Annotated in this window: 26 protein-coding genes and 1 pseudogene; 17 read left to right on the forward strand and 10 right to left on the reverse strand. The window is 72.9% G+C overall.

Annotated elements, in window-relative coordinates:
* Together BG482_RS33200 and BG482_RS33205 are read left to right on the forward strand one after the other, a co-directional pair.
* Nucleotides 1-254, forward strand: a pseudogene (locus BG482_RS33200) (hypothetical protein); the annotation flags it as partial.
* 172 nt (nucleotides 255-426) lie between these two features.
* Nucleotides 427-1,863 carry a hypothetical protein gene (locus BG482_RS33205; protein WP_176741536.1) on the forward strand — a complete coding sequence of 479 codons (1,437 nt, stop codon included), beginning with the start codon at nucleotides 427-429 and terminating at the stop codon, nucleotides 1,861-1,863.
* A gap of 59 nt (nucleotides 1,864-1,922) precedes the next feature.
* Here BG482_RS33205 and BG482_RS33210 read toward each other — a convergent pair whose 3' ends face one another.
* Complete coding sequence (locus BG482_RS33210; RefSeq protein ID WP_069772913.1) at nucleotides 1,923-2,336, reverse strand: VOC family protein; 414 nt, start codon at nucleotides 2,334-2,336, stop codon at nucleotides 1,923-1,925.
* Nucleotides 2,337-2,638: 302 nt separating this feature from the next.
* Between BG482_RS33210 and abc-f the strand changes: the two genes are divergently transcribed.
* From abc-f to BG482_RS33225, 3 genes are all read left to right on the forward strand, one after another.
* Nucleotides 2,639-4,237 carry a ribosomal protection-like ABC-F family protein gene (gene abc-f, locus BG482_RS33215; RefSeq protein ID WP_069772914.1) on the forward strand — a complete coding sequence of 533 codons (1,599 nt, stop codon included), beginning with the start codon at nucleotides 2,639-2,641 and terminating at the stop codon, nucleotides 4,235-4,237.
* A 322-nt stretch (nucleotides 4,238-4,559) separates the two neighbouring features.
* On the forward strand, nucleotides 4,560-4,781 hold the full coding sequence (locus tag BG482_RS33220) for a helix-turn-helix domain-containing protein (protein WP_004002281.1): 222 nt from the start codon (nucleotides 4,560-4,562) through the stop codon (nucleotides 4,779-4,781).
* A gap of 119 nt (nucleotides 4,782-4,900) precedes the next feature.
* On the forward strand, nucleotides 4,901-5,704 hold the full coding sequence (locus BG482_RS33225) for an enoyl-CoA hydratase/isomerase family protein (RefSeq protein WP_069772915.1): 804 nt from the start codon (nucleotides 4,901-4,903) through the stop codon (nucleotides 5,702-5,704).
* A gap of 25 nt (nucleotides 5,705-5,729) precedes the next feature.
* Here the strand turns inward: BG482_RS33225 and BG482_RS33230 are convergent, their stop codons facing one another.
* Nucleotides 5,730-6,443 carry a nucleopolyhedrovirus P10 family protein gene (locus tag BG482_RS33230; protein WP_069772916.1) on the reverse strand — a complete coding sequence of 238 codons (714 nt, stop codon included), beginning with the start codon at nucleotides 6,441-6,443 and terminating at the stop codon, nucleotides 5,730-5,732.
* 97 nt (nucleotides 6,444-6,540) lie between these two features.
* Here BG482_RS33230 and BG482_RS33235 point away from each other — a divergent pair, with 97 nt between their 5' ends.
* Genes BG482_RS33235 through amaP form a run of 5 tightly spaced genes read left to right on the forward strand, consistent with a single transcriptional unit; the run spans nucleotide 6,541 to nucleotide 8,893 of the window.
* Entirely contained in the window at nucleotides 6,541-7,026 is a 486-nt protein-coding gene (locus tag BG482_RS33235; RefSeq protein ID WP_069772917.1) for an Asp23/Gls24 family envelope stress response protein, read from the forward strand.
* Nucleotides 7,027-7,081: 55 nt separating this feature from the next.
* A complete protein-coding gene (locus BG482_RS33240) occupies nucleotides 7,082-7,267 on the forward strand; it encodes a hypothetical protein (RefSeq protein WP_069772918.1) in 186 nt (61 codons plus the stop codon).
* On the forward strand, nucleotides 7,264-7,680 hold the full coding sequence (locus BG482_RS33245) for an Asp23/Gls24 family envelope stress response protein (protein WP_069772919.1): 417 nt from the start codon (nucleotides 7,264-7,266) through the stop codon (nucleotides 7,678-7,680). Before BG482_RS33240 ends, BG482_RS33245 begins: the two co-directional genes overlap by 4 nt.
* Complete coding sequence (locus BG482_RS33250; RefSeq protein ID WP_069772920.1) at nucleotides 7,677-8,309, forward strand: DUF6286 domain-containing protein; 633 nt, start codon at nucleotides 7,677-7,679, stop codon at nucleotides 8,307-8,309. Before BG482_RS33245 ends, BG482_RS33250 begins: the two co-directional genes overlap by 4 nt.
* A 5-nt stretch (nucleotides 8,310-8,314) precedes the next feature.
* On the forward strand, nucleotides 8,315-8,893 hold the full coding sequence (gene amaP / locus BG482_RS33255) for an alkaline shock response membrane anchor protein AmaP (protein ID WP_069772966.1): 579 nt from the start codon (nucleotides 8,315-8,317) through the stop codon (nucleotides 8,891-8,893).
* A 69-nt stretch (nucleotides 8,894-8,962) separates the two neighbouring features.
* Here the strand turns inward: amaP and BG482_RS33260 are convergent, their stop codons facing one another.
* From BG482_RS33260 to BG482_RS33280, 5 genes are all read right to left on the reverse strand, one after another.
* Nucleotides 8,963-9,718: an SDR family oxidoreductase gene (locus tag BG482_RS33260; RefSeq protein WP_069772921.1), complete on the reverse strand. Its 756-nt coding sequence runs from the start codon at nucleotides 9,716-9,718 to the stop codon at nucleotides 8,963-8,965.
* A gap of 5 nt (nucleotides 9,719-9,723) precedes the next feature.
* Nucleotides 9,724-11,511: a glycoside hydrolase family 15 protein gene (locus tag BG482_RS33265; protein ID WP_069772922.1), complete on the reverse strand. Its 1,788-nt coding sequence runs from the start codon at nucleotides 11,509-11,511 to the stop codon at nucleotides 9,724-9,726.
* 114 nt (nucleotides 11,512-11,625) lie between these two features.
* Nucleotides 11,626-12,417 carry an SURF1 family protein gene (locus tag BG482_RS33270; protein WP_069772923.1) on the reverse strand — a complete coding sequence of 264 codons (792 nt, stop codon included), beginning with the start codon at nucleotides 12,415-12,417 and terminating at the stop codon, nucleotides 11,626-11,628.
* 103 nt (nucleotides 12,418-12,520) lie between these two features.
* Nucleotides 12,521-12,754, reverse strand: a complete 234-nt coding sequence (locus BG482_RS33275) for a hypothetical protein (protein WP_079142445.1) — start codon at nucleotides 12,752-12,754, stop codon at nucleotides 12,521-12,523.
* A 79-nt stretch (nucleotides 12,755-12,833) separates the two neighbouring features.
* Nucleotides 12,834-13,844, reverse strand: coding sequence for a DEDDh family exonuclease (locus BG482_RS33280; RefSeq protein ID WP_069772967.1), 1,011 nt, complete (start codon nucleotides 13,842-13,844; stop codon nucleotides 12,834-12,836).
* 366 nt (nucleotides 13,845-14,210) lie between these two features.
* On the opposite strand from BG482_RS33280, the gene BG482_RS33285 reads away from it, so the two are divergent.
* The 4 genes from BG482_RS33285 to BG482_RS33300 all read left to right on the forward strand — a co-directional run bounded on the left by BG482_RS33285 (nucleotide 14,211) and on the right by BG482_RS33300 (nucleotide 17,703).
* A complete protein-coding gene (locus BG482_RS33285) occupies nucleotides 14,211-14,921 on the forward strand; it encodes a VIT family protein (RefSeq protein ID WP_069772925.1) in 711 nt (236 codons plus the stop codon).
* 133 nt (nucleotides 14,922-15,054) lie between these two features.
* The gene (locus tag BG482_RS33290) at nucleotides 15,055-15,948 is read left to right on the forward strand and encodes a sterol desaturase family protein (RefSeq protein WP_069772926.1); all 894 of its coding nucleotides are present in this window, start codon (nucleotides 15,055-15,057) and stop codon (nucleotides 15,946-15,948) included.
* A complete protein-coding gene (locus BG482_RS33295; RefSeq protein WP_069772927.1) occupies nucleotides 15,945-16,619 on the forward strand; it encodes a lysoplasmalogenase in 675 nt (224 codons plus the stop codon). The genes BG482_RS33290 and BG482_RS33295 overlap by 4 nt, the downstream gene beginning before the upstream one ends.
* A gap of 40 nt (nucleotides 16,620-16,659) precedes the next feature.
* Entirely contained in the window at nucleotides 16,660-17,703 is a 1,044-nt protein-coding gene (locus BG482_RS33300; RefSeq protein ID WP_069772928.1) for a zinc-dependent alcohol dehydrogenase family protein, read from the forward strand.
* A gap of 45 nt (nucleotides 17,704-17,748) precedes the next feature.
* Here the strand turns inward: BG482_RS33300 and BG482_RS33305 are convergent, their stop codons facing one another.
* The 3 genes from BG482_RS33305 to BG482_RS33315 form a co-directional block, all read right to left on the reverse strand.
* Nucleotides 17,749-18,699 carry a copper resistance D family protein gene (locus BG482_RS33305; RefSeq protein WP_069772929.1) on the reverse strand — a complete coding sequence of 317 codons (951 nt, stop codon included), beginning with the start codon at nucleotides 18,697-18,699 and terminating at the stop codon, nucleotides 17,749-17,751.
* A 93-nt stretch (nucleotides 18,700-18,792) separates the two neighbouring features.
* Nucleotides 18,793-20,250 (reverse strand): CoA transferase, encoded by a 1,458-nt coding sequence (locus BG482_RS33310; protein ID WP_069772930.1) that lies wholly within the window; start codon nucleotides 20,248-20,250, stop codon nucleotides 18,793-18,795.
* A gap of 137 nt (nucleotides 20,251-20,387) precedes the next feature.
* Complete coding sequence (locus tag BG482_RS33315) at nucleotides 20,388-21,923, reverse strand: S8 family serine peptidase (RefSeq protein ID WP_069772931.1); 1,536 nt, start codon at nucleotides 21,921-21,923, stop codon at nucleotides 20,388-20,390.
* A gap of 314 nt (nucleotides 21,924-22,237) precedes the next feature.
* On the opposite strand from BG482_RS33315, the gene BG482_RS33320 reads away from it, so the two are divergent.
* From BG482_RS33320 to moaA, 3 genes are all read left to right on the forward strand, one after another.
* Nucleotides 22,238-22,594, forward strand: a complete 357-nt coding sequence (locus tag BG482_RS33320; protein ID WP_069772932.1) for a DUF485 domain-containing protein — start codon at nucleotides 22,238-22,240, stop codon at nucleotides 22,592-22,594.
* The gene (locus tag BG482_RS33325) at nucleotides 22,591-24,219 is read left to right on the forward strand and encodes a cation acetate symporter (RefSeq protein WP_069772933.1); all 1,629 of its coding nucleotides are present in this window, start codon (nucleotides 22,591-22,593) and stop codon (nucleotides 24,217-24,219) included. Before BG482_RS33320 ends, BG482_RS33325 begins: the two co-directional genes overlap by 4 nt.
* A 240-nt stretch (nucleotides 24,220-24,459) precedes the next feature.
* The gene (moaA, locus tag BG482_RS33330) at nucleotides 24,460-25,449 is read left to right on the forward strand and encodes a GTP 3',8-cyclase MoaA (protein ID WP_069772934.1); all 990 of its coding nucleotides are present in this window, start codon (nucleotides 24,460-24,462) and stop codon (nucleotides 25,447-25,449) included.
* The last annotated feature ends 3 nt before the right edge of the window (nucleotides 25,450-25,452 follow it).

The following is a 25,452-nucleotide window of genomic DNA, read 5'->3' on the forward strand; positions in this document are numbered from 1 at the left end:
GTCGGGACCCGCAGCCGGCCGGGGACCCCGCGGCCAAGGCCGCCGCCCCCGACCGGCTGCGGGTCCCGACGCTGATCGTGCACGGGCCCGACGACGTGGTCGCGCCCTGGGGCGCCTCCCGCCGCCTCGCGGGCCGCCGCCCCGACCTCGTCACCCTGCACACCGTGGCGGGCGCCCCGCACGGCGCCATGTGGAACGCCGACCCCGCCGCCTACGAGGAGGCGCTGCGCCGCTTCCTGACCCCGCTGATGTGAGAGCGCCCCGCGGCCGGACCGCCCGGAGCGGCCGCAAGGGTTCCGTTTAAGGCCGTACCACTGGCCAGAAGGCGCCGCCTCCCCCTCGATCCACCCCGAGCGCCGGCCGGTCCAGCGGCCCGCCGTGGCATTCCGTTTGGGTTTTCGGACCGTCAACCGGAAGACTGCACCCGTGACGTCCCGTATCCCGCGCGACTCCAGGCTTCGACTCGTCCGCCCGCGACCCCTGGCCGCCGCCCCCTCAGCTGTGAACGAGCGGCGCCCGCGCCGCCCCGCACCCCGCCCGCCGGAGGGCACCCCGGCGCCCGCGGAGCTGGCCAGAATGGCGCGCTCCGGACTGGCCGCCGCGGCCCGCGTCGCCCGCTGGGCCGACAATGCCCTCGGCCCCGGCCGAGACGCCGCGACCACCGACGGCAAGGCCACGCTCTCCGAAGCGACCGCGCAGCGGGCTGCCGCCGATCTGGGTCTGACCACCGACCGGATCCGCGCCGACTGGGACACCGCCCGGCTCGCCGGCCTCGTCGAGGTGCACGGCGACAGCGCGCGCCCCGGCTGGCGTCTGCGTGCCTGGAACCGCGACGACAGCGCCGTCCTGCGCGGCTGGGTCGCCCTGTTCGACGCCTGGTCCCTGGCCTCCCCGGAACCGGAGGACCAGGAGCCCGGCGCGGTCGCCGAGGTCGTCTCGGCCATGCCCCAGGTGCTGTCCTTCCTCCAACTGTCCGCCGGGCCCGTCCCCGTCGAGCAGTTGCTGGACCTGCTGCGCCAGCGCGTCACCGAACTGCGCACCGAGCGCTGCGAAGTCCCTTACAGCGCCGGTTCCGAGCCCGTGACGCCGCTCGCCCCGGTCACCTCCGCCGACGTCGAGCCGGCCGAGCCCGCCCAGGACGCCGAACTCGCTCCCCTTCTCGACTGGGCCCTGCACGCCCTCGCCTCCGTGGGCGCCCTCACCTACGGCGACGCACACGCCACCCTCACCCCGCTGGGCAGCTGGGCGGTCTGGGTCAAGCTGGAGCAGATCTGCGTCGCCGCGCAGAGCCCCGCCGGGAACATCGAGCAGTCGGCCGAGGCCATGCTCCGCGGCTGCGCGCAGCTGCGCCCCAACGCGGCCCGCGCCGAGTACCGCGCCTGGCTCGCCGCCCGCACCGTCGGCAGCGCCGTCAGCGAACTGCTGCTGGCCGCCCGCGGGGACGACGCCCTGCTGCGCGGCCTCGCCTTCGAGGCGCTGCGCGTCGTGGGCGCTCCGGCCGAACCCGACGTCCGCGCGGTCGTGGACGAGCCCGCCCTGCGGCCGTACGCCCTGCTGTGGCTCGCCGAGCACGACGGCGTCGACCCCGAGGACGCCCACGAGGTGCTCACCCGGCAGGAGGCCACCTGGCTGTGGGTGGACACCGCCGCGGCCGTCGCCGACCACGGCGAGGCGCCGATGCTCGTACGCCATCTGGAGTCCGCGCTGCAGCCGACCGTGCCGGCGCTGCTGACCGAGGTGCGGGCCGTCGGGCATCCGCGCACCGTGCAGGTGCTGGTGGCGCTGGCCGCCGCGCACCCCGACCCTGCGCTGGCCAAGGCCGTGCGCCGGGCCGCCTTCCAGGTGCACACCGGAGGCAGCTGACCCGGCTGCGGGAGCGGCCGACGGGCGGGGGGACGACGGACGGGCCGGGCGGGGGCCGCTCAGCCCGGTATCTCCGGCGCGTACGTGCCGAAGCTCCAGAGGTTGCCCTCGAGGTCGCGGGCCATGTAGTCCCGCGAGCCGTACTCCTGGTCCGTCGGGGGCATCAGGATCTCCGCGCCGTGCTCCACGGCTCGCCGGTGATGTGCGTCGACGTCGTCCACCACGACGTACACGCCGGTCGGGCCCGCGCCCTTCATCGCCGTGTCGAAGACGCCGCCGCGGCCCTTGGAGCCCAGCATCACCGCGCCGTTGCCCTGGGCCAGCTCGGCGTGCATGACCGAGCCGTCCTCCCCCTCGTACACGGACAGCTCCGTGAAGCCCAGGGCCTCGGTGAGCTGCCGGATCGCCGCCTTCGCGTCGGCGTACAACACCGTCGGGAAGAGGCTGGGACGCCCGCCGTTCGTAGCCGCCATGCCGATCCACTCCCTTGTGATCCGAGCCGGATTCCTGACTCGTCTCCCAGTCTGGCACCCGGCACCGACAACGCCCCCGGACCGGGGACCCGCCGCAGGCGGGGGAGTGCGGGACCGGAGAACGGCGGCGCCTGGGGGCCGCGGAAAACACGGCGACTCGGCGAGATCGAACACCTGGACCCAGAAAAAGTGCTTGCACGGTCCCGTTAGACTGGCGTCATGGCCATTCTCCTCGCGCATTAGACGGCGGGAACGTCCTCAGCCGCCCATCCCGCCAACGACCCCCGCTCTGGAGTCTGTCCGTGATCTCCGCCTCCGGCATCGAGCTGCGCGCCGGTGCCCGCATCCTCATCGAGAACGCCTCCTTCCGTGTGGCCAAGGGCGACCGCATCGGTCTGGTCGGGCGCAACGGCGCCGGCAAGACCACCCTGACCAAGATCCTGGCCGGTGAGGGCATCCCGGCCGCCGGTCAGGTCACCCGCTCCGGCGAGGTCGGCTACCTCCCGCAGGATCCCCGCACCGGCGACCTCGACGTCCTCGCGCGCGACCGCATCCTCTCCGCGCGCGGCCTGGACGTCCTGATCCGCAAGATGCGCGAGAACGAGCAGCGGATCGCCAACGGCTCCGGCGCCACGCGCGACAAGGCGATGCGCCAGTACGAGCGCCAGGAGACGGAGTTCCTCACCAAGGGCGGATACTCCGCCGAGGCCGAGGCCGCCACCATCGCCGCCGCGCTCAACCTGCCCGACCGGGTGCTCGGCCAGCCGCTGCACACGCTCTCCGGCGGTCAGCGCCGCCGCGTGGAGCTCGCCCGCATCCTGTTCTCCGACGCGGACACGCTGCTCCTCGACGAGCCGACCAACCACCTCGACGCCGACTCGATCGTCTGGCTGCGCGACTACCTCAAGACCTACCGCGGCGGCTTCATCGTCATCAGCCACGACGTCGACCTGGTCGAGACGGTCGTCAACAAGGTGTTCTACCTGGACGCCAACCGCTCCCAGATCGACGTCTACAACATGGGCTGGCGCCTCTACCAGCAGCAGCGCGAGTCCGACGAGAAGCGCCGCAAGCGCGAGCGGCAGAACGCCGAGAAGAAGGCCGCCGCACTGCACTCGCAGGCCGACAAGATGCGCGCCAAGGCGACCAAGACGGTCGCCGCGCAGAACATGGCCCGCCGTGCCGACAAGCTGCTGTCCGGCCTGGAGGCGGTCCGCCAGTCCGACAAGGTGGCCAAGCTCCGCTTCCCCGAGCCCGCCCCCTGCGGCAAGACGCCCCTGATGGCCGAGGGCCTGTCGAAGTCCTACGGCTCGCTGGAGATCTTCACCGACGTCGACCTGGCCATCGACAAGGGTTCGCGCGTCGTCATCCTCGGCCTGAACGGCGCCGGCAAGACGACCCTGCTGCGCCTGCTCGGCGGCGCAGAGCAGCCCGACACCGGCGAGGTCATCGAGGGCCACGGCCTCAAGCTCGGCTACTACGCCCAGGAGCACGAGACCCTCGACCCGGAGCGCACCGTCCTGGAGAACATGCGGTCCGCCGCCCCCGACCTGGATCTGGTCGAGGTCCGCAAGACACTCGGCTCGTTCCTGTTCTCCGGTGACGACGTCGACAAGCCCGCCGGCGTCCTGTCCGGCGGCGAGAAGACCCGACTGGCCCTCGCCACCCTCGTGGTCTCCTCGGCCAACGTGCTGCTCCTCGACGAGCCCACCAACAACCTCGACCCGGCCAGCCGCGAGGAGATCCTCGGCGCGCTGCGCACCTACAAGGGCGCGGTCGTCCTCGTCACCCACGACGAGGGCGCGGTGGAGGCGCTGCAGCCGGAGCGGATCATCCTCCTGCCCGACGGCGTCGAGGACCTGTGGGGTTCCGACTACGCGGATCTCGTCGCCCTGGCTTGATCATCGGCGATGGATCATTCGGCCCATCGGTGATCCATCATCTGTGTGAGATCTCCTCGTATCGAGGTGTGTCATACATCGATTTCCCGGCCGATCCCTTTGTCGACAAGGGATCGGCCGTTTCGCGTCTCTGACCTGGCACTTCGCGGAAGAACCCGTTCGGCGGTACGAACGCGTACACCTGGAATCATGGATTCCGCTTGTGGGGGCGCGCTCCTGTCGTCAAAACCGTCTCGCACGGACCTTGCCGAATGGGTGGCCATCGCGTCCCGGAGGGGTGATCATGAGGAGACCAGAGCGCACTTCCCATGAGGAGGCACGGGTGGCCGAGACTCTGAAGAAGGGCAGCCGGGTGACCGGCGCCGCGCGCGACAAGCTCGCGGCAGACCTGAAGAAGAAGTACGACTCCGGTGCGAGCATCCGGGCACTGGCCGAGGAGACCGGCCGCTCGTATGGCTTCGTGCACCGGATGCTCAGCGAGTCGGGCGTCACGCTCCGTGGGCGTGGCGGGGCGACCCGAGGCAAGAAGGCCGCCTCGTCCTGACCCCCGGGCGGCCCATCGGCTTCGACGGTGGCCACCCGGTCGGTGATCCGATCGGCCGGGTGGTTACTGTGCAGTCACTTAGCTGACCGCTAGCTGACCGCACCCACCGGAGGCGCCCCATGGCCACGCCCGACCAGGAACTCGTTCCCCTGCTCGACAAGGACGGCGTACGGCTCACCGTCGACGACGCGCTCGCCACGGTGACGCTGGCCAACCCGGCCAAGCGCAACGCGCAGAGCCCCGCCATGTGGCGGGCCCTAGCCGAAGCCGGGCGGCTGGTGCCGGGCTCCGTCCGCGTGGTCGTGCTGCGCGGCGAGGGCAAGTCCTTCTCCGCCGGACTCGACCGGCAGATGTTCACGCCCGAGGGGATCGAGGGCGAACCGTCCTTCATCGATCTCGCACGCAGTGGTGACGCCGAACTCGACGCCGCCATCGCCGGGTTCCAGGAGGGCTTCACCTGGTGGCGGCGCAACGACATCGTGTCCATCGCCGCCGTCCAGGGCCACGCCATCGGTGCGGGCTTCCAGCTGGCCCTCGCCTGTGACCTGCGCGTCGTCGCCGACGACGTGCAGTTCGCCATGCGCGAGACCAGCCTCGGCCTGGTGCCGGACCTGACGGGCACCCACCCCCTGGTCTCCCTGGTCGGCTACGGCCGCGCGGTGGAGATCTGCCTCACCGGCCGGTTCGTGCCCGCCGAGGAAGCGGTGAGCACCGGCCTGGCCAACCTCGCCGTGCCCGCCACCGACCTCGACACCACCGTCCGTGACCTGGCCGCGGCGATCCTGGCCGCGCCCCGCGAGGCCGTCATCGAGACCAAGGCGCTGCTGCGCGGCGCAGGCGACCGCACCTACGACGAGCAGCGCGCCGCCGAGCGCGCCGCCCAGGGCCGCCGGCTGCGGGACCTGGCCGGCATCGGCGAATAGCCGGTTCCTCGCGGGCTCCGACCGGTCACTCCACGGCCGTGACCAGCACGGTCACCGTCGGGTGATCCCGTAGCGCCTCCGAGACCGCCGCGCGCACCTGCCGGGCCACGTCCAGGGCCCGGTGGTGCGCACTCACCGCGATCTCCACACGGGCGTGGCGGTGCGGCAGGGCGGTCGCATGCTCGCGTTCCTCGAGGCGCACCGCCCTGCCGACGACGTCGGTCAGCCGGGTCACCCCGGCCACGGACAGGGCGGCGACGGTCGCGCGCGCCTCGTCGCCGTGCTGGGCCGCCCCGACCGGCGGCGGCTCGGGCCCGGGGCGTACCGCCTCCGGTTCCCGCTCCTCGTCCAGCAGGGCCGTGACCCGCAGGTCCACCTCCGACACCACCAGGCCGAGACGCTCCGTCGCGGCAATCGCCAGCGCCGAGCGCAGGCGAGAGGCCGTCGCCGGCAGCGGCTCGGACGCGTACACGGCGATGTCCGCCGTCACCCGTACCGGGCCGGGCGGCAGCGCGCCGGGCGGGGGCGGCACGGCGGGCTCGTCCACCCCCGCCGAGTCGGCCGACGCGATCCGCAGCGCGTCCAGCCGGACGCCCTCCATCTGGCGTACCGCCCGCCGCAGCACCGCCCCGGCCGCCGCCTCCGTGATCCACGCACCGTCCCGCGGGCCGCCCAGCGGGAGCAGCCTGCCCAGGCCCAGCTGATGCCGTACCGCGCTCGTCCATCCGTCCGCCGTCATTACTCCAGCGTGCCGCATCCCCGCAGCGAGAACCGGCAACCGCGCTTACCGTGGTCGACAGGGGGCGAAAAGGAACCGGACGTAAGGACGTACGGCGATGACCGAGGCAGTCGAGCAGAACCGGACGCAGACCCCCGACGGCGGCACGGAGCAGCCGCAGAACCGCAAGGCGGCCCGGCGCGGCGGAGGGAACCCGGCGACCCGCGGCCGGACCACCATCGCCGACGGGGTCGTGGAGAAGATCGCGGGTCTCGCGGCCCGGGACGTCGTGGGCGTCCACACCATGGGCAGCGGCCTCAGCCGTACCTTCGGCGCCGTGCGCGACCGGGTGCCCGGCGGCTCGAAGTCCGTCACCCGGGGCGTGAAGGCCGAGGTCGGCGAGGTGCAGACCGCGCTCGACCTGGAGATCGTCGTCGACTACGGCGTGGCCATCGCCGACGTCGCCCAGGCCGTGCGGGAGAACGTGATCGCGGCCGTGGAGCGTATGACGGGCCTGGAGGTCGTCGAGGTCAACATCGCGGTGAGCGACGTCAAACTGCCCGACGAAGAGGACGAGGAGCCGGAAGCGCCCCGGATCCAGTGACTCACGGACGACACGCAGCGGGCCCGGGTGACCGGACCGCCGAGGGGAGAACATCTTGAGCATGGCCGTGGTCGGCATGATCGCCGGCATGGCGCTGGGCTTCGCCGGATACTTCGGCGGGTTCGGGGCCTTCGTGCTGGTGGCGGCACTGGGCGCCATCGGGTTCGTCGTCGGCCGGTTCCTGGAAGGGGACCTGGAGCTCGGCGACCTGTTCCGCACCCGCGACGACCGCCGCAGGTGACCACCGTGAACGAGGGGAGCGGCGGCGCCGGCGGGCGCTCGGCCGTTCCCGCGGGCCGGCGCGGCGCGACCCGCATCGCCGACCGGGTCGTGGCGAAGATCGCCGCCCAGGCCGCGCGCGAGGCGACCGGCCCGCTGCCGCCCGACGCCGGTCCCCCCCATGCCTCCGTCGTCGTCCGCCCGCACGCCGGGCCCCCGGCGTCCGGGGAGCCCCCGGCGGACGCGGCCCACGTCCGGGTCCATCTGGAACTCGGTTATCCGACCGACATCGGGGCCCGTTGTCACGAGGTGCGTCGACATGTCGCCGAGCGGGTAGGCGCGTTGGTGGGAATGGAGGTTCCGGAGGTCGCCGTACACGTGGAACGGCTGCACCTGACTTCGGCCTCCGGCCTGGCACAGGGGAGGACACGATGAGCGAGCCCGAGGGCCCGCGGGGCGGCGCGGTGCCCGTGCTGGACAAGCCCGCACAGGACCACGTCCCCGAACGGGCCGCAGCGCCCGCCGATCACCGGTTCTGGTCGGCGCGCCGGGCGCCGGCCGCCGTTGTCGCGGTGGTGCTGCTGGTCGTGGCGGGCGCTTTCCTCTACGACGTCGCCGCCGTCCGGGCCCACCGGCCCGCCATGGCCTGGCGGCGCGCTCTCGCCCGGCAGCTCGCCGAGCGTCCGCTGGACGACGTCTGGGTGCTGGTCGGCGCCGGCGTCGCGGCCGCGCTCGGCCTGTGGCTGATCGTCCTGGCCGTCACCCCGGGTCTGCGGCACGTCCTGCCCATGAGCCGCCCCCACCCCGACGTCCGCGCCGGCCTGCACCGGGACGCCGCCGGGCTGGCGCTGCGCGACCGGGCCATGGAGATCGCCGGCGTGCAGTCGGCCCGGGTGCGCGTCCGCCGCCGCAGGGCCGACGTCCGCGCGGTCTGCCATTTCCGGGACCTGGACGACGTCCACGCGGACCTCGACACCGTCCTGACCGACGCGATCCGCGGCCTGGGCCTGGCCCGGCCGCCCCGGCTGTCGGTCCATGTGCGCCGCCCCGGGAAGAAGGGGTGAGGACGATGCTCAGGACCGTCAACCGCGTGCTCGTGGGGGTCGTCGGGCTGGCGCTGCTCGCCGTCGGCGGCGCGGTGCTGGCCGTCGGACTGGGCGCCTCCCCGCCCTCCTGGTGGCTCCACGACGGCCGCCACGACGTCCTCCTCACCGCCGCCGAACGCACCCGCTGGCGCGGCGAGGCCTGGTGGTGGCCGACGGTCGTCGCCGGTCTGGCCCTCCTCGTGCTGCTGGCCCTGTGGTGGCTGGTCGCGGTCCTGCGCCGCCGCCGGCTCGGCGAGGTCCTCGTCGACACGGGCGACGGCGCGGGAGCGCTGCTGCGGGCCAGGGCCCTGGAGGGTGTGCTGGCGGGCGAGGCAGGCCGCCTGGACGGCGTCGCGCACGCCCACGCCCATCTGACCGGCCGCCGGGACGCTCCCGAGGCGCACGTCCGGCTGCTCCTGGAACCCCACGTGGACCCGGCGACGACGCTGAACCGCCTGACGACCGAGGCCCTGGCCCACGCGAGGGACTCGGCGGCGCTGCGGGCCCTGCCGGCGACGGTGCGCATGAAGGGCGCCAAGCACAAGGCGGAAAGGGTCAGTTGAGCCGCCCGGCCGCCCCGGGCGCCGTGCCCTCCGGCGTACCCGGGGCCGTGCGGGCGTCCTCGGCGCGCGTCAGAACCCGTGCCGCATCCCGCCGTCGACCGGCAGCATGACCCCCGTCAGATAGGAGGCCGCCGGCGAGAGCAGGAACGCGGCCGCCCTGCCGAACTCCTCCGGAGCGCCGTACCGGCGCAGCGGGATCCGGGACTCGTTCGCCGTCCGGGTCGCCTCGGGATCCGCCGACAGCGCGTCCAGCTCGCGCACCCGGTCGGTGTCGATCCGGGCGGGCAGCAGCCCCACGACCCGGATCCCCCGGGGCCCCAGCTCGTCGGCGAGCGACTTGGCGAACCCGGCGAGCCCCGGCCGCAGGCCGTTGGAGATCGTCAGCCCCGGGATCGGCTCGTGCACCGATCCCGACAGCACGAACCCGATCACTCCGCCCGCCTCCAGCTCGGCCGCCGCGGCCCGCGCCAGCCGGACCGCGCCGAGGAACACCGACCGGAACGCGGCCTCCCACTGCTCGTCCGTGTTGTCCGCGACGAACCCGGGCGGCGGGCCGCCCACGCTCACCAGCACCCCGTCGAACCCGCCGAAGGCGTCCCGCGCCGCCGCGATCAGCCGGGCCGCCGCGTCGGGGTCGGCGTTGTCCACGGCGACGCCGACGGCGTTCGGTCCCAGCGCGGCCGCCGCCTCGGCGACGCGCTTGTCGTCCCGTCCGGTCAGGACGACCTTCGCGCCGTCCGCGACGAGCTCGCGCGCGGTCGCGTTGCCGAGGCCCCGCGTGGCCCCGGTGACGACGTACACCCGGTCCTTCAGTCCAAGATCCATGGCCCCTATCCTGCCTCGTCGCCGCCGAACAGGGCGAGGGCGGTGTTCACCAGGCCGATGTGGCTGAAGGCCTGCGGGAAGTTGCCCAGATGCCGCCCGGCCACCGGGTCGTACTCCTCCGCCAGCAGCCCCACGTCGTTGGCCAGCCCCACCAGCCGCTCGAACAGCTCCCGCGCCGCCTCGGTGCGACCGGTCAGGTGCAGCGCGTCCGCCAGCCAGAACGAGCAGGCCAGGAACGCGCCCTCGTCGCCCGGCAGCCCGTCGACGGGCGCACCGTCCGTGCTGTAGCGGCGCACCAGGCCGCTGTGCCCGAGTTCGTCGCGGATCGCGTCGACGGTCCCGACGATCCGCGGGTCGTCCGGCGGCAGGAAGCCGACGCGCGGGATGAGCAGCAGGGAGGCGTCCAGGTCGGCCGATCCGTAGTACTGGGTGAACGTGTTGCGCCGGGGGTCGTAGCCCTTCTCGCACACCTCGCGGTGCACCTCGTCGCGCAGCGCCCGCCAGCCCTCCAGGTCGCCGCTGAGCTTCGGGTACTCCTCCAGCGCGCGCACGGCCCGGTCGGCGGCCACCCACACCATCACCTTGGAGTGCACGAACTGGCGCCGGCCGCCTCGCACCTCCCACAGCCCCTCGTCCGGCTGCCGCCAGTTCTCGCTCAGCCAGTTCATCAGCGCGCACTGCAGCGACCACATGTGCGGCTTGGGCGACATCCCCGCGGTCCGGGCCAGCGACAGCGAGTCCATGACCTCGCCGTAGACGTCCAGCTGGAGCTGGTCCACGGCGCCGTTGCCGATGCGCACGGGAATGGAGCCGCCGTATCCCGACAGCCACGGCAGCTCGCACTCGGGCAGTCGCCGCTCGCCCGCCAGGCCGTACATGATCTGCAGGTCGGCCGGGTCGCCCGCGACGGCGCGCAGCAGCCAGTTGCGCCACGCCTCGGCCTCCTCCTCGTAACCCGCCGCCAGGAGCGCTCCCAGGGTGAGCGTGGAGTCGCGCAGCCAGCAGTAGCGGTAGTCCCAGTTGCGGACCCCGCCCAGTTCCTCGGGCAGCGAGGTGGTGAGCGCGGCGGCGATGCCGCCGGTCGGGGTGTACGTGAGGGCCTTGAGGGTGATCAGGGAGCGCACCACGGCGTCCCGGTGGGGTCCGTCGTAGCGGCAGCGCGCGGCCCACTCCTGCCAGTCGTCGACGCTGACGCGCAGCGCGTCCCACGGGTCGACGAGCGGCGGGCGGGACTCGTGCGAGGGGTGCCAGGTCAGCACGAAGGCGACCGACTCGCCCTCGGCGACGGTGAACTCGGCGTGTGTGGTGAAGTCCTCGCCCCAGGTGCGCACCTCCGGCTCGCTGCGGAACCAGACGGCGTCGGGCCCGGCGATCGCCACCCGATGCCCGTCGACCCGGCGCATCCACGGGATGACCCAGCCGTAGTCGAACCGCAGCCGCAGGACGCTGCGCACGGTCACCCGGCCGCGCAGTCCCTCGACGATGCGCACCACGTCCGGGGCCCGGTCGCGCTGGGGCATCAGGTCGGTGACCCGGATCGCGCCCCCGGCGGTCTCCCACTCGGTGTCCAGGACGAGCGTGTCCGGCCGGTAGGCGCGCCGGGTGCAGGCGCCCTCCTCGCCCTGGGGGGCGATGCGCCAGTGGCCGTTGTCCTCGTCGCCGAGGAGTCGGGCGAAGCAGGCCCCGGAGTCGAAACGGGGCAGGCAGAGCCAGTCGATCGAACCGTCCGTGCCGACCAGGGCCGCGGTCTGCTCGTCGCCGATCAGGGCGTAGTCCTCGATGCGGGGGTGCACGGGGTTCCGGGTTCCCGGCGGACCCGCACGGCAATCGCAGGTGCGGCCGGCCGGGTGACGGACCGCCCGCACGCCCGGTGAGCCCGTGACCCGCGCGGTGCGCCCGCGCGGGCGCTACACCGGGGCGGGCTCGGTCCGTTCCGCGGTCTGCGCGGCGGCCGCGGCACGGTCGCGGGCCTCGCGCCGGGCCAGGGTCAGCCAGCCGAAGGGGACGCCCGCGGAGAACAGCCACCACTGGATGGCGTACGCGAAGTTCAGGGCCGAGTCCTCGCTGCCGGGCGGCCCGAGCAGCTCCGGGGTGTCGCCCTTGGGCTCGGGCGCCGTCTGCACGATGTAGCCGCCGAGCACCCGGGCGCCCAGGCGTCGTGCCTCCTGCTCGCTGTTGATCAGCATGACCTGCCGGTCCGGCAGCCCTTTGAGGTCCTTGATGCCGCTGGCCGCGGTCGTCTCGTCGGGCATCAGCCGTCCGGTGACGGTGATCCGGCCGTGGGGCGGCGCCGGGATCCGGGGGAAGTCGGTCTGGCTGGCGCCGTTCGCGGGGATCCAGCCCCGGTTGACCAGCAGCACCTTGCCGTCCGTCAGCACGAACGGGGTCAGGACGTGGAAGCCGACCGTCTCGTCGGAGTTGACCCGGCGCCTGACGACGACCTCGTGCCCGGTGTCGAAGGCTCCGGTCGCGGTCACGCTCCGGTACCGCTCGGTGCGGGTGACGTCGTGTCCCGGGGTGGTGAGGGTCTCCACGGGCACCGCGTCGGCGCCCAGCGCGTCGGAGACCAGCTGGTTGCGCGCGGTGCGCTCGTCATAGCGATGCATCTGCCAGAAGCCCAGCCTGATCATCGTGGGGATGAGGAGGAGGGAGACCAGCGTGAGGATCACCCACTGCCGGGACAACAGGAAGCGGTACACCCCACGACCGTACAACTCGGTCGTGGGGTGTACTCGGCCGGGTGCCGGAACCGATCCCTCATCGATCCCTCGGGGAAACGTCTCGGACGGGTTCCGGAGCGGCTCACACCTTGTCGACGATGCCCACCCTGCCCTCCGCGCGGGCGCAGTGCCCGCCGCAGTACCAGTGCCCCTCCACCTCGACGCCCTGGCCGATGATCTGGACCCGGCAGTGCTCGCAGATGGGGGCCATGCGGTGGATCGCACAGGAGAAGCAGTCGAAGACGTGGATCGCGCCCTGCGCGTGCACCTCGAAGGTCATTCCGTAGTCATTGCCGCAAACTTCGCATCTCGCCATGCGCCACAGGGTGAGCCGTCGCCCGCGCGCGGGCGAGCGGGCGACGGGCGAGTCGCGTGGCAATCACCCGTACGCACGGTCACCCGTCGGCGGGCTCGACGTCCCGCAGGAGCTGTCCGAAGGCGGCTTCGTCGACGACGGGCGTCCCGAACTGCCGCGCCTTCACGACCTTCGACGTGCCCGAGTCGGGGTCGTTGGTGACCAGCAGGCTGGTCAGCCGGGACAGACTCGTCGCCACATGAAGCCCGGCCTCGGCGGCTCGGTCCTCCAGCAGCTCGCGCTCGACCGACGTGTCTCCCGAGAAGGCGACCCGCATGCCCTGCTTGAGCCTTTTCCCGTCCTCGTACCGCCCCGGGTTGGGGTGCGGGCATGCGGGCCTCTTGCGCGACGGCCGCCACGTGCCGGGACGGTATGCGCCGTAGCCGCCGAAACCACCGCCCGGACCGCTCGCCTGCTGCCCGATCCGGGGTGCGGCCCGGTCGGTCCACTCCGTCAGCGGACGGCATTCGAGCAGCGGCAGGCGGACGCCGCCCGCCGCCGCGGCTCGCAGGCTCGGCCGGAACGCCTCCGCGAGCACGCGCGCGTCGTCCAGTGCGTGGTGCGCCCGCTGCTGCACGACCCCGAAATGGGCCGCCAGCGACTCCAGCTTGTGGTTGGGCAGCGGCAGGCCCAGCTCCTTGGAGAGCGCGATCGTGCACAGCCGCTGCCGCACCGGCGCCTCGCGCTGGGCGCGCGCGTACTCCCGCGCGATCATCTGCCAGTCGAAGACCGCGTTGTGCGCGACGAGCACCCGCCCGTCGAGCCGCGCGGCGAACTCCTCGGCCACGTCCTGGAAGAGGGGCGCGCCTTCGAGCACGTCGCTCGTCAGGCCGTGTATCCACACCGGGCCCGGATCGCGCTGGGGATTGACCAGCGTGTACCAGTGGTCCTCGACCTCGCCGCGCGCGTCCAGCCGGTAGACGGCGGCGGAGATGATCCGGTCGTCCCGGGCCAGGCCGGTGGTCTCCACGTCAACGACCGCGTACCCCTGGGGGTACGCGGTCGGCCACTCCGTGGGGGACGACGCTGTCGTCGTGTGGTCTTCGAGCATGGTCACTGAGGATACGGGCCCCCACTGACAGCTCGCCGCACCTGCCCCGGAGTGAGGGCGGGACAAGGCGTCCGGGGCGTACGGGAGTTCGTGTGGCGCACACGCGCGTGCGTCCGGCCCCCGGCTGAAGGGTGCTCAACTGCCTTGTGCGGAGGGGCGGTTCGGGCGTCCCTGCCCGGACGCGGCCGAACTCCGCGGGCCTACGGGAGCCTTCGGGCGTGTTCGTGGTGCTTCACCGCTATTCACCGGTCTCCATCATCTTCGCGGGTATCCATGGCTTTTCGTTCCTTTTGTCCTCCAGAGGTGAAGGGGCAGGGGGAGCGTCGGTGCGGGGTCCGCGCCCCCCGGGGTGTCATCCTCCGTCCTGTGACGGAACCAACCCATGACGAGGCCCACGAGGGCTCACTCGGATCCCGGCTGAACTGGCTGCGCGCCGCCGTGCTCGGCGCCAATGACGGCATCGTCTCCACCGCGGGCCTCGTCGTCGGCGTGGCCGGCGCCACCGACGACCGTTCCGCGCTGCTGACGGCCGGCCTCGCCGGTCTACTCGCCGGGTCGATGTCCATGGCGGCGGGGGAGTACGTCTCCGTGTCGACGCAGCGGGACTCCGAGCGGGCCGCCCTCGCGCTGGAACGCCGGGAGCTGCGCGAGCAGCCGGAGGCCGAACTGGACGAGCTGACCGAGCTGTTGCGGGAGCGGGGCCTGTCCCGGGAGGTGGCCAGGGAGGCCGCCGTGCAGCTCACGGAACGCGACGCGCTGAGGGCCCACGCGCGGGTCGAGCTCGGCATCGACCCGGACGACCTCACCAACCCCTGGCACGCGGCCTGGGCGAGCTTCCTCGCCTTCACCGCCGGCGCGCTGCTGCCGCTCCTCGCCATCGTGCTCCCGCCGGTCCACTGGCGACTCCCGGTCACGGTCGCGTCGGTCCTGGTCGCGCTGGCCGGCACCGGCTGGAGCAGCGCCCGGCTGGGGTCGGCGGCGCCGGGCCGGGCGGTGCTGCGCAACATGGGCGGCGGGGCGCTGGCCATGGGGGTCACGTACGCGGTCGGAGCGCTGCTGGGGGCGGCCGGAGTGTGAAGGGAGCGTGAAGCACTCGGCCCCTCCTCCGGCCCGATTGGCGAGGATCACCAACAAGCAAGCGCATACCCCCGGCAATACTTGTCGGTAACAACGTCTAGCCGCAGCCCACCAGCGGTTCTACGTTGCCACCATGCCGAATTTGCCCGATGTCGTGCTGTGGTCGATACCCGCCTTCGTGCTGCTCACCGTGGTCGAGGTGATCAGCGTCCGGCTCCATCCCGACGACGAGGGCGCCGCGGCCGGATACGAGACGAAGGACGCCGTGACGAGCGTCGGCATGGGGCTCGGGAGCCTCGTCTTCGACTTCGTCTGGAAGATCCCGATCCTCGCGATCTACACGGCGGTCTACGAACTCACGCCGCTGCGCGTGCCCGTCCTGTGGTGGACGCTCCCGCTGATGCTGCTCGCGCAGGACTTCTTCTACTACTGGTCCCACCGCGGCCACCACGTGATCCGCGTCCTGTGGGCCTGTCACGTCGTCCACCACTCCAGCGAGAAGTTCAACCTCACCACCGCCCTGCGCCAGCCCTGGACCTCGCTGACCGTCTGGCCGTTCTACGTCCCGCTCGTCGCCGCGGGCGTCCACCCGGCGGCGCTCGCGTTCTGCTCCTCGGCCAACCTCGTCTACCAGTTCTGGATCCACACCGAGCGGATCGACCGGATGCCGCGGTGGTTCGAGTTCGTGTTCAACACGCCCTCCCACCACCGCGTCCACCACGCCTCCCAGGGCGGCTACCTCGACCGCAACTTCGGCGGCATCCTCATCGTCTGGGACCGGCTCTTCGGCTCGTTCGTCCCCGAGGTCGAACGGCCCGTCTACGGGTTGACGAAGAACATCAACACGTTCAACCCGATCAAGGTGGCCACTCATGAATACGTCGCGATCGCCAAGGACGTGAGGGCGGCGTCCGGTTGGCGTGAGCGGGCGGGGCGCGTCTTCGGCGGCCCGGGGTGGCAGCCCGCGTCCTCCGCACCCGCCCCCGGCGCCACCGCGGCCCCGGTCGAGGAGACCACGGCCGCGTGACCCGCTCCCGCCTCCTGCTCGCCCTGTGCGCGCTCGCCACGGCCGTCGACCTGCTGAGCCTCGCGGCCGGCTTCGGCCCCGGACACACCCTCGCCAAGCCGCTGCTCATGCCCCTGCTGGGCGCCTGGGCCGCACGGCGCGGGGCGCCCGGGCTCCTTCTGGCCGCCCTCGCGTGCGGCTGGGGCGGCGACGTCCTGCTGCTCCTCGACGCCGACCCCGCCTTCCTCGGCGGCATGGCGTGCTTCGCCGCCGGACACGTCTGCTACCTGGTGCTGTTCGCCCGCGTCGGCCGCCCCCACGCGCGGGCCGTGGTGCTCGCCCCCTGTTACGCCGTCGTCCTGATCGCCACCGTCGTCCTGCTGTGGCCCGGCCTCCCCCAGGAGCTGCGTGCGCCCGTCGCCGTGTACAGCGCCCTGCTCACGGCCATGGCCTGCGCCGCCGCCGTCAGGATCGGCCCGGTCGCCGGCGCCGGGGGCGTGCTGTTCCTGCTCTCCGACACCCTCATCGCCACCGGCGTGGCCGGCTGGCCGCAGCCCCCGCGCCCCGATCTGTGGATCATGCTCACCTATCTCGCGGCGCAGTTCCTGCTGGTCCGCGGCGTCCTCGCCGTCCTCGGCGGGCGGCGGGAGCCGGCGGCGGCGTACCGTGAAGTGCGCTCGACCACCCCCTGAGCGCCCGCCCTCACGACCTCGCACGAGAAGGACCCTCGACATGCGCGCCACCACCATCCACGCCCCCTTCGACATGCGGGTGGAGGACGTACCCGAGCCCGTGGTGCAGCTGCCCACCGACGCGGTGGTCCGGGTGCTGCGCGCCTGTATCTGCGGCAGCGACCTGTGGGCGTACCGCGGCGAGGCGTCCCGGCAGCCGGGCCAGCGCATCGGGCACGAGTTCCTCGGCGTGGTGGAGGAGACCGGCTCCGACGTCACGACGCTGCGCCGCGGCGACCTCGTGGTCGCGCCCTTCATGTGGTCCGACGGTGTCTGCGACTACTGCCGGGAAGGCCTGACGACGTCCTGCGAGCACGGCGGCTTCTGGGGTTCCGTCGGGTACGACGGCGGCCAGGGCGAGGCCGTGCGCGTGCCGTTCGCCGACGGCACCCTCGTCGGGCTGCCCAAGGAGGCGGCCTCCGACGACCGTCTGCTGGCCGCCCTGCTCACCCTCTCCGACGTGCTGGGCACCGGCCACCACGCGGCCCTCGGCGCGGGGGTCCGGCCCGGTGCCACCGTCGCCGTCGTCGGGGACGGCGCGGTCGGCCTGTGCGCGGTCCTGGCCGCCAAGCGGCTCGGCGCCGAGCGGATCATCGCGCTGGGCCGCCACCGGGCCCGCACCGACATCGCGCGCCGCTTCGGCGCCACCGACGTGGTCGCCGAGCGTGGCGAGGCGGCGGTCGAGGCCGTCCGCGAACTCACCCGCGGCCAGGGCGCGCACGCGGTCGTCGAGGCGGTCGGCACCGAGCAGTCGATGCGGACGGCGCTCGAGGTCAGCCGGGACGGCGGCGCCGTCGGCTTCGTGGGCGTCCCGCACGGCAGCGGCACCGGCCTCGACCTGGGTGTCCTGTTCGACCGCAACATCGCGCTGCGCGGCGGCGTCGCCCCGGTCCGCGCGTACATCCCCGAACTGCTGCCCGACGTCCTGAGCGGCGCGATCGACCCGACGCCCGTCTTCGACCTGACGGTCGGCATCGAAGGCGTTCCCGAGGGATACAAGGCGATGGACGAGCGCACCGCCCTCAAGGTCATGGTGATCAACTGACGGCAGGTGGACGGCGCTCAACAGTTGATTCCCGGCCGCTGACCATCAACCCTTGACGGGCAGCGGCATGGCTGTCAGCAGCCCCGAGACCGCGACCGCCGCACCCAGCGCGACGACCTCCACGCGCGCGGGGGAGCAGGCGGCCAGCGGGTCGGGGGACCGCCGCAGCCGCGTCCGCGCCCACAGGGCGAGCAGGGCGACCGCGCCGACCACGAGCACCTTGGCCAGGAGCACGCGCCCGTACGCCGTGGCGGTCAGCAGGTCGAACACCGACCCCGACGGCATCCGGCGCAGTGAGCTGAGCAGCCCGGTCGCGGTGACGGCGGCGAACAGCCCGGCCGCCACGCGCGCGTACAGCCCGAGCAGCGCGCCGCCCGCCGCGGTCCCGCGCCACCGGCGCAGTGTGCGCAGCACGGTCAGCAGACCGCCCGCCCACACGGCCGAGCACGTCAGATGCACGACCGTCAGACCGGAGCCGATCAGGGGACTGTGCTCGGTCGGCGGATGGGCGCGCAGCGCCTCCGCCAGGACCACCGCCGCCAGCGGCCCCGCCTGACGGCTCGGCCGGTGGGAGAGCGCACAGAGCCCGGCCACCGCGAACGCGATCGCCTCCACCAGCGCGAGCACGCCGGTCCGTGAGCCATGGCCGTGCGGCGCCAGCTCCCCGGCGGCCGCCGCGGCCGCGAACCCCACGACCGCCGCATACGGCGCCCAGCCGCCGGGCCGTTCGGACGGGGCCTTCGGCACCCGCCGGGCGAGGCCGTTCACGAACAGCTCGCCCGCCTGCACGCTCAGCGCCGCGAACAGCGCCGCCCTCAGCAGTGCGACCGCACCGGCGTCCGACGCCGCGCTCTGCCCGGTGCCGTGGGCGGCCACGGACGGTCCGAGCAGCGGGACCAGTGCCCCGAGCCCGACCAGGACGAGCAGGGCCACCGCCCGGCCGAGGCCGGTTCGGGGCGCGGAGTCGGTCGCTGCGGTCGGTCGTATGAGGGCCATGCCAGGATCTTCACCATGCGCCATAAACCGGGGCAAGTTGGGCACGGAGGGGTCTGAGGCGGCCGCTCCGGCCGAGGACGACCGCCGACGGGCTCAGAGCCAGCGCGCCGGATCCGCTCCCCAAGGCCCGGGCGGCCGCGCCCAGTCGTGCGGCCCGCCGTCGAACGACACCGGCGGCAGGGCGTACCGCAGCCGCCCGATCGGGCTCTCGGTCCCGCCGAGCCAGGACTCCGGGCCCACCCGGCCGCCCCCGGCCCGCCCACCGTGCCCCTCGCCACTCTCCTCGCCCTGTCCCCGGCCCCCTCCGGCGGCCGTCTCCTCCTTGGTCGTCCCTTTGCCCTCGTCTTCGCCCATCCGGGCGCCCTCGGTCAGCCAGGCCGCCGTCCGCGCCAGCGCCAGCCGGACGAACCGGCTGCCGCCCTCGTACGACTGCTCGGTCAGCGCGCGCAGGACGGCGCCGGCCAGCAGATAGCCGGTCCCGTGATCCAGGGCCTGCGCCGGCAGCGCGCCGGGCCGCTCGGCCGAGCCCTCCGTCACGGCGATGCCGGTGGCCACCTGCACCAGGCTGTCGAACCCGCGGCGGGTGCTCCACGGCCCGTACGCGCCCCACGCCGAGACCTGCGCCACCACCAGCCCGGGCCGGCGCTCAGCCAGCGCCTCGGGGGAGAGCCCGAACCGGTCCAGGGCGCCCGGCCGATAGCCGGTGACCACGACGTCCGCCGCCGCGAGCAGTTCCTCGAAGGCGCGCCGGTCGGCCGTCAGGTCCAGCAGCGCCGAACGCTTGCCGAATCCCGTGTCCGCGTGCTGGTCGACGAGCTCGGGCAGGCGGGGGGTGTCGACGCGCAGGACGTCCGCGCCCAGCAGGGCGAGGGTGCGGGTGGCGACCGGTCCGGCGAGGACCCGGGTCAGGTCCAGCACGCGCAGCCCCGCGGCGGGCAGCAGCGGGGCGCCGTCGAGCGGCGCGAAGGTACGCGCGCGTGCCGCGTCGAGTCGGCCGCCTTCGACCAGGGGGCGGGCGGCGATCGCGGCGGACTGGGCGTGCGCCGCCCACTCCGCGGGCGTGCGCAGGGCGACCGCCAGGCCGCCGGCCGCGTAAACCGCGTCCTCCACGTCCAGGGCGGCGCACTCGGCGAACACGTTCTCCACGGCGGCCGGATCGGCGTCCGCGGGCAGCCCCAGGGCGTGCAGCAACCGCTCGCGGTGGTGCGGGTAGTTGGCATGGGTCCGCACCCAGCCGTCGGCCGTCCGCCAGAACCGCGAGAGCGGGGCGAACAGGACGGGCGCCCGTCCGTCGACCAGCAGCAGCCGCTCGCTGACGAACGCGCCGGCCACGGCGTGATCGTCCACCCGTACCGCGGGCGTCCGCGCGAGCCCGGCCCGGCGTGCCCCCAGTTCGGCGCCGGCCAGCGCGCACGCCCCCACGCAGGCCCGCGCCAGATCCCGCACGGGAAGACGTGCGGGCAGAGCGCCCTCGTGGACGACGGCCGACACGCGCCCCAGGAGGGCGGGATCGCCGCCGAGTGCCGACCAGGCGAACTTGATATCAGTCATGACTTCATAGTGCAGTATTGATTCAATCAATATATGTGCCCCGGCAGCCACCGCGGGAGGATGGCGCCGCACGCGCGAAGGGCCGGGCGAAATCCGCCCGGCCCTCGAAACGCCCGTCGTTCACCCGTTCCGGGCGGCTACTTCACGGCGCGCAGCGCGTTCACGACGCCGAAGCCGAAGAAGCCGTTGAGGCGCTTGCCGCCCACGCACGTGGCGTCCACGACGCCGTTGCCGTCGCCGTCGTACGGCTCGGTCGGGCAGCTCGTCGCGTCGGCCTGCAGCTTGAGCAGCGCCTGCAGCTGAGCCGGGTTCGCGTACGGGTGCGTCGACTTCAGCAGCGCGGCCACACCGGCCACGTGCGGGGACGCCATCGAGGTGCCCTGCAGGAACCCGTACGCGTTGTTCGGCATCGTCGACAGGATGCGGCCGTTGGCCGACGGCGTGTCCGGGATCTGGAACTTGTCGCCTCCCGGCGCCGCGACGTCGACGACGCCCAGGCCGTAGCTGGAGTAGTACGACTTGGTGCCCTTGACGCCCGTCGCGCTCACCGTGACGACGCCCGGCAGCTGGGTCGGGACGTCGAAGCACTCGTGCGGGTCGACCGTACGCGTCACCGGCGTGGAGTCGTCGGGGCTGGACGCGTCCTCGAGCGCGTGGGAGTCGAGGTCGTGGTTGGAGTTCCCGGCGGAGGCCACATTGAGCGTGCCCTTCCTCTGGGCGTACAGCTGGGCCCTGTTGACCGCGTCCACGATGGCCCGCTGGTCGGGGTCGTCCATGCAGTTGTACAGCCACGGGTCGACGTAGTAGCTGTTGTTCGTGACCTCGACGCCGTGGTCGGCGGCGAACACGAACGCGCAGACGACGTTCTCGGGGTAGAACAGGCCGTCCTTGGGATCGCTCACCTTGATGCCGGCGATCTTGACTCCGGGGGCGACGCCCGCCACGCCGATGCCGTTGCGGGCGGCGGCGATCTCTCCGGCCACATGGGTGCCGTGGTAGTCCTCGGCCGGGTTGTACGGGCGCCACGCGCCGGGGGTGGTGTCCGCGACGCCGCCGACGCAGTTCGCCGACTGGGACGCCGAGAAGTTCGGCGCGAGGTCCGGGTGGGTGTCGTCGACGCCGGTGTCGATGACGGCGACCGTCACCTTCTTGCTGCCCGGGTTGATCGTGGCGGCCTTGTCGGCGCCGATCGCCCGCAGGTCCCACTGGTCGGCCTCGAGCGGCTCGCTCTGGCCGGCCGCGTCGGACGCCTTCTCGATCTTCGCGGCCTCCGCCTTGGAGAGGACCTGGGCCGCTCCCTCGTCGGTGGTCCCGGCGGGGCTCAGCGGCGCCGTACGGGTCGCGCCGGCCGACTGCACGCCGCGGACCGCGCGTATCTTCGCCCCGAAGTCGGGGTTCGCCGAGTGGACGACGAGCACGCCGATCCTGTCGTAGGTCGCGACGACGGTGCCGCCGGCCTCCGCGATCGCCTTCTTCACCTTCCGGATCGTGCCGTGGTCGGCCTTCGTGTTGACGACGTACGCCAGGGTTCCGGCGTCGGCCGCCCGGGCGACGGGCGCCGTGACAGGGGCCGCGGAGGCCGCCGTCGGCAGGAAGCCGAGGGAGGCGGCGGTCAGCGACAGTACGACGGGCACCGCGAGAGCGAGGCGGCGTCTGGAAGGCAGATGAGCCATGGGGTCTCCACATCATCCGGAAACGGGACCTGACCCGGGAACAGGTGCTGCCTGGGCAGGTACATGACGGGTGTTGCTGGCCCTGAAGCTATCTCCCTGACTCGCCGGCCAGCAATGAATTCCCGACGCCGATTTTGCCGACCCATGACTCTGTGCGGCCCGCGCTCGTTGGTCATGACCGGGCGGAAGCCACTTCGACAAACCCGCCCGACGCGTTGAACCCGTCCTCGTGCGGCCCCGTGACCTTGGGCAGGGAGCGAGAGGACACTCGCCTCCGTCCGCCGTCCCACCCGCACCCGCAACGAGGAGACCCTGTGGCCACCGAGACACCGCCCCCCTCGAAAACCCCAGCTCAGCTCCCCTCCACCGAGGAGTTCGTCGCGGTGCAGGAGAGCACGGAGTTCGGTGAACTGCGCGGCGCCTACCGGGGCTTCGCCTTCCCGCTGACCTTCGCCTTCATCGCCTGGTACCTGCTGTACGTCCTGCTCTCCAACTACGCGGGCGACTTCATGGGCACCAAGCTCTTCGGCAACATCAACGTGGCCCTCGCCCTGGGCCTCGCCCAGTTCCTCACCACCTTCCTCATCGCCTGGTGGTACGCACGGACCGCGGCCGCCAGGTTCGACCCCAAGGCCGAGGCCATCAAGTCCCGGATGGAGGCGGGCGAATGAGCCCCGCTCAGCACACCGCCCTGCTCGCCGCCGGTGAGGCCGGCGAGCACCGCACACTGATCATCATCCTGTTCTCGGTGTTCGTCGCCGCGACCCTCGTCATCACCGTCTGGGCCGGCCGGCAGACCAAGGACGCCGCCGACTTCTACGCCGGCGGCCGCCAGTTCACCGGCTTCCAGAACGGCCTCGCCGTCTCCGGCGACTACATGTCCGCCGCGTCCTTCCTGGGCATCGCGGGCGCCATCGCCCTCTTCGGCTACGACGGCTTCCTGTACTCCATCGGCTTCCTGGTGGCCTGGCTGGTCGCCCTGCTCCTGGTCGCCGAACCGCTGCGCAACTCCGGCCGCTACACCATGGGCGACGTCCTGGCGTACCGCATGCGCCAGCGCCCCGTCCGCACGGCCGCCGGAACCTCGACGATCGTGGTGTCGATCTTCTACCTGCTCGCCCAGATGGCGGGCGCGGGCGTCCTGGTCTCGCTCCTCCTCGGCATCACCAGCGACGGCGGCAAGATCGGCATCGTGGCCCTGGTCGGCGTCCTGATGATCGTCTACGTGACGATCGGCGGAATGAAGGGCACCACCTGGGTCCAGATGGTCAAGGCGGTCCTGCTCATCGCGGGCGCCCTTCTGCTCACCTTCCTGGTCCTGCTGAAGTTCGACTTCAACATCTCCGACCTGCTGGGCTCGGCCGCCAGCAACAGCGGCAAGGGCTCGGCGTTCCTGGAACCGGGCCTGAAGTACGGCGCCACGGGCACCACCAAGCTGGACTTCATCTCGCTCGGCATCGCCCTCGTCCTGGGCACCGCCGGCCTGCCGCACATCCTGATCCGCTTCTACACCGTGCCCACCGCCAAGGCCGCCCGTAAGTCGGTTCTGTGGGCCATCGGTCTCATCGGCGCCTTCTACCTGATGACCCTCGCCCTCGGCTTCGGCGCCGCCGCGCTGATCAAGCCGGACGAGATCACCGCGTCCAACAAGGCCGGCAACACCGCGGCGCCCCTGCTCGCCCTCCACCTCGGCGGCGTCGACTCCAACTGGGGCGCGATCCTGCTGGCCACCATCTCGGCGGTCGCCTTCGCGACGATCCTCGCGGTCGTCGCCGGCCTGACCCTGGCCTCGTCCTCCTCGTTCGCCCACGACATCTACGCCAACGTCATCAAGAGGGGCACGGCCACCGAGAAGCAGGAGATGTCCGCGGCCCGGTACGCGACCGTCGGCATCGGCGCCGTCTCCATCCTCCTGGGCGCCCTCGCCCGCGACCTGAACGTCGCCGGCCTGGTCGCCCTGGCCTTCGCCGTCGCCGCCTCCGCCAACCTGCCGACGATCCTCTACAGCCTCTTCTGGAAGCGGTTCACCACCGCCGGGGCCCTGTGGTCGATCTACGGCGGCCTGGTCACCGCGGTCGGCCTCGTGCTGTTCTCGCCGGTCGTCTCGGGCAAGCCCTCCTCGATGTTCCCGGACGTCGACTTCCACTGGTTCCCGCTGGAGAACCCCGGCATCATCTCCATCCCGGTCGGCTTCCTCCTGGGCGTCGTCGGCACCCTGCTGTCGAAGGAGGAGCCCGACAAGGCCAAGTACGCCGAGCTGGAGGTCCGCTCCCTGACCGGCACCGGAGCCCACTGACCGGAGCGGAGCGCGCGGACCCGACGTGACCCCGCTGACCGGCGACGCTGCGCTCCGACCGGCTCGGGCGTGGCCGCCGGACACCCCGCGGCCCACGCCCGCAGCGTGGCCGCGTCGTAGATCCCTACGACGCGGCCGCGTCCCGTCTCGTGGGATCGGGCACTGTCGATGTCAGCGGGGTCACGTAGGCTCACAAGTGACGCACCAGGAAACCGATCCACCACGAGGGAGGGGGCCCACGTGCTCATCGACACCTACGGCCGAGTGGCCACCGACCTGAGGGTCTCGCTCACCGACCGGTGCAACCTGCGCTGTACGTACTGCATGCCCGAGGAGGGCCTGCAGTGGCTGGCGAAGCCCGACCTCCTCTCGGACGACGAGATCGTCCGCCTGATCGGCATCGCGGTCACCACGCTCGGCATCGAGGAGGTCCGCTTCACGGGCGGCGAGCCGCTGCTGCGCCCGGGCCTGGTCGGCATCGTCGAGCGGGTCGCGGCCCTCGACCCGCGCCCCAGGATGTCGCTGACGACGAACGGCATCGGCCTGCGTCGCACCGCCACGGCCCTGAAGGCGGCGGGCCTGGACCGGGTCAACGTCTCCCTCGACACCCTGCGCCCCGACGTCTTCAAGACCCTCACCCGCCGGGACCGCCACAAGGACGTCCTCGAAGGCCTCGAAGCCGCCCGAGAGGCAGGCCTGACGCCGGTGAAGGTGAACACCGTCCTCATGCCGGGCCTGAACGAGGACGAAGCCCCGGACCTGCTGTCCTGGGCCGTCGACCACGGCTACGAGCTGCGCTTCATCGAGCAGATGCCGCTGGACGCGCAGCACGGCTGGAAGCGCGAGGGCATGGTCACGGCCGGGGACATCCTGGCCTCGCTGCGCACCCGCTTCGACCTCACCCCCGAAGGCCAGGACGAACGCGGTTCCGCCCCGGCCGAGCGCTGGCTGGTGGACGGCGGACCTCACCGCGTCGGTGTCATCGCCTCGGTCACCCGCCCGTTCTGCGCCGCCTGCGACCGCACCCGCCTCACGGCCGACGGTCAGGTCCGCACCTGCCTCTTCGCCCGGGAGGAGACCGACCTGCGAGCCGCCCTGCGCTCCGACGCCCCCGACGAGGAGATAGCCCGCATCTGGCGGCTGGCGATGTGGGGCAAGAAGGCCGGCTCGGGCCTGGACGACCCGAGCTTCCTGCAGCCGGACCGCCCGATGTCGGCGATCGGGGGCTAGCCC

Origin of the sequence: Streptomyces sp. LUP30 (genome assembly GCF_001746365.1) — a bacterium.
In the GTDB taxonomy this organism is placed as follows: domain Bacteria; phylum Actinomycetota; class Actinomycetes; order Streptomycetales; family Streptomycetaceae; genus Streptomyces.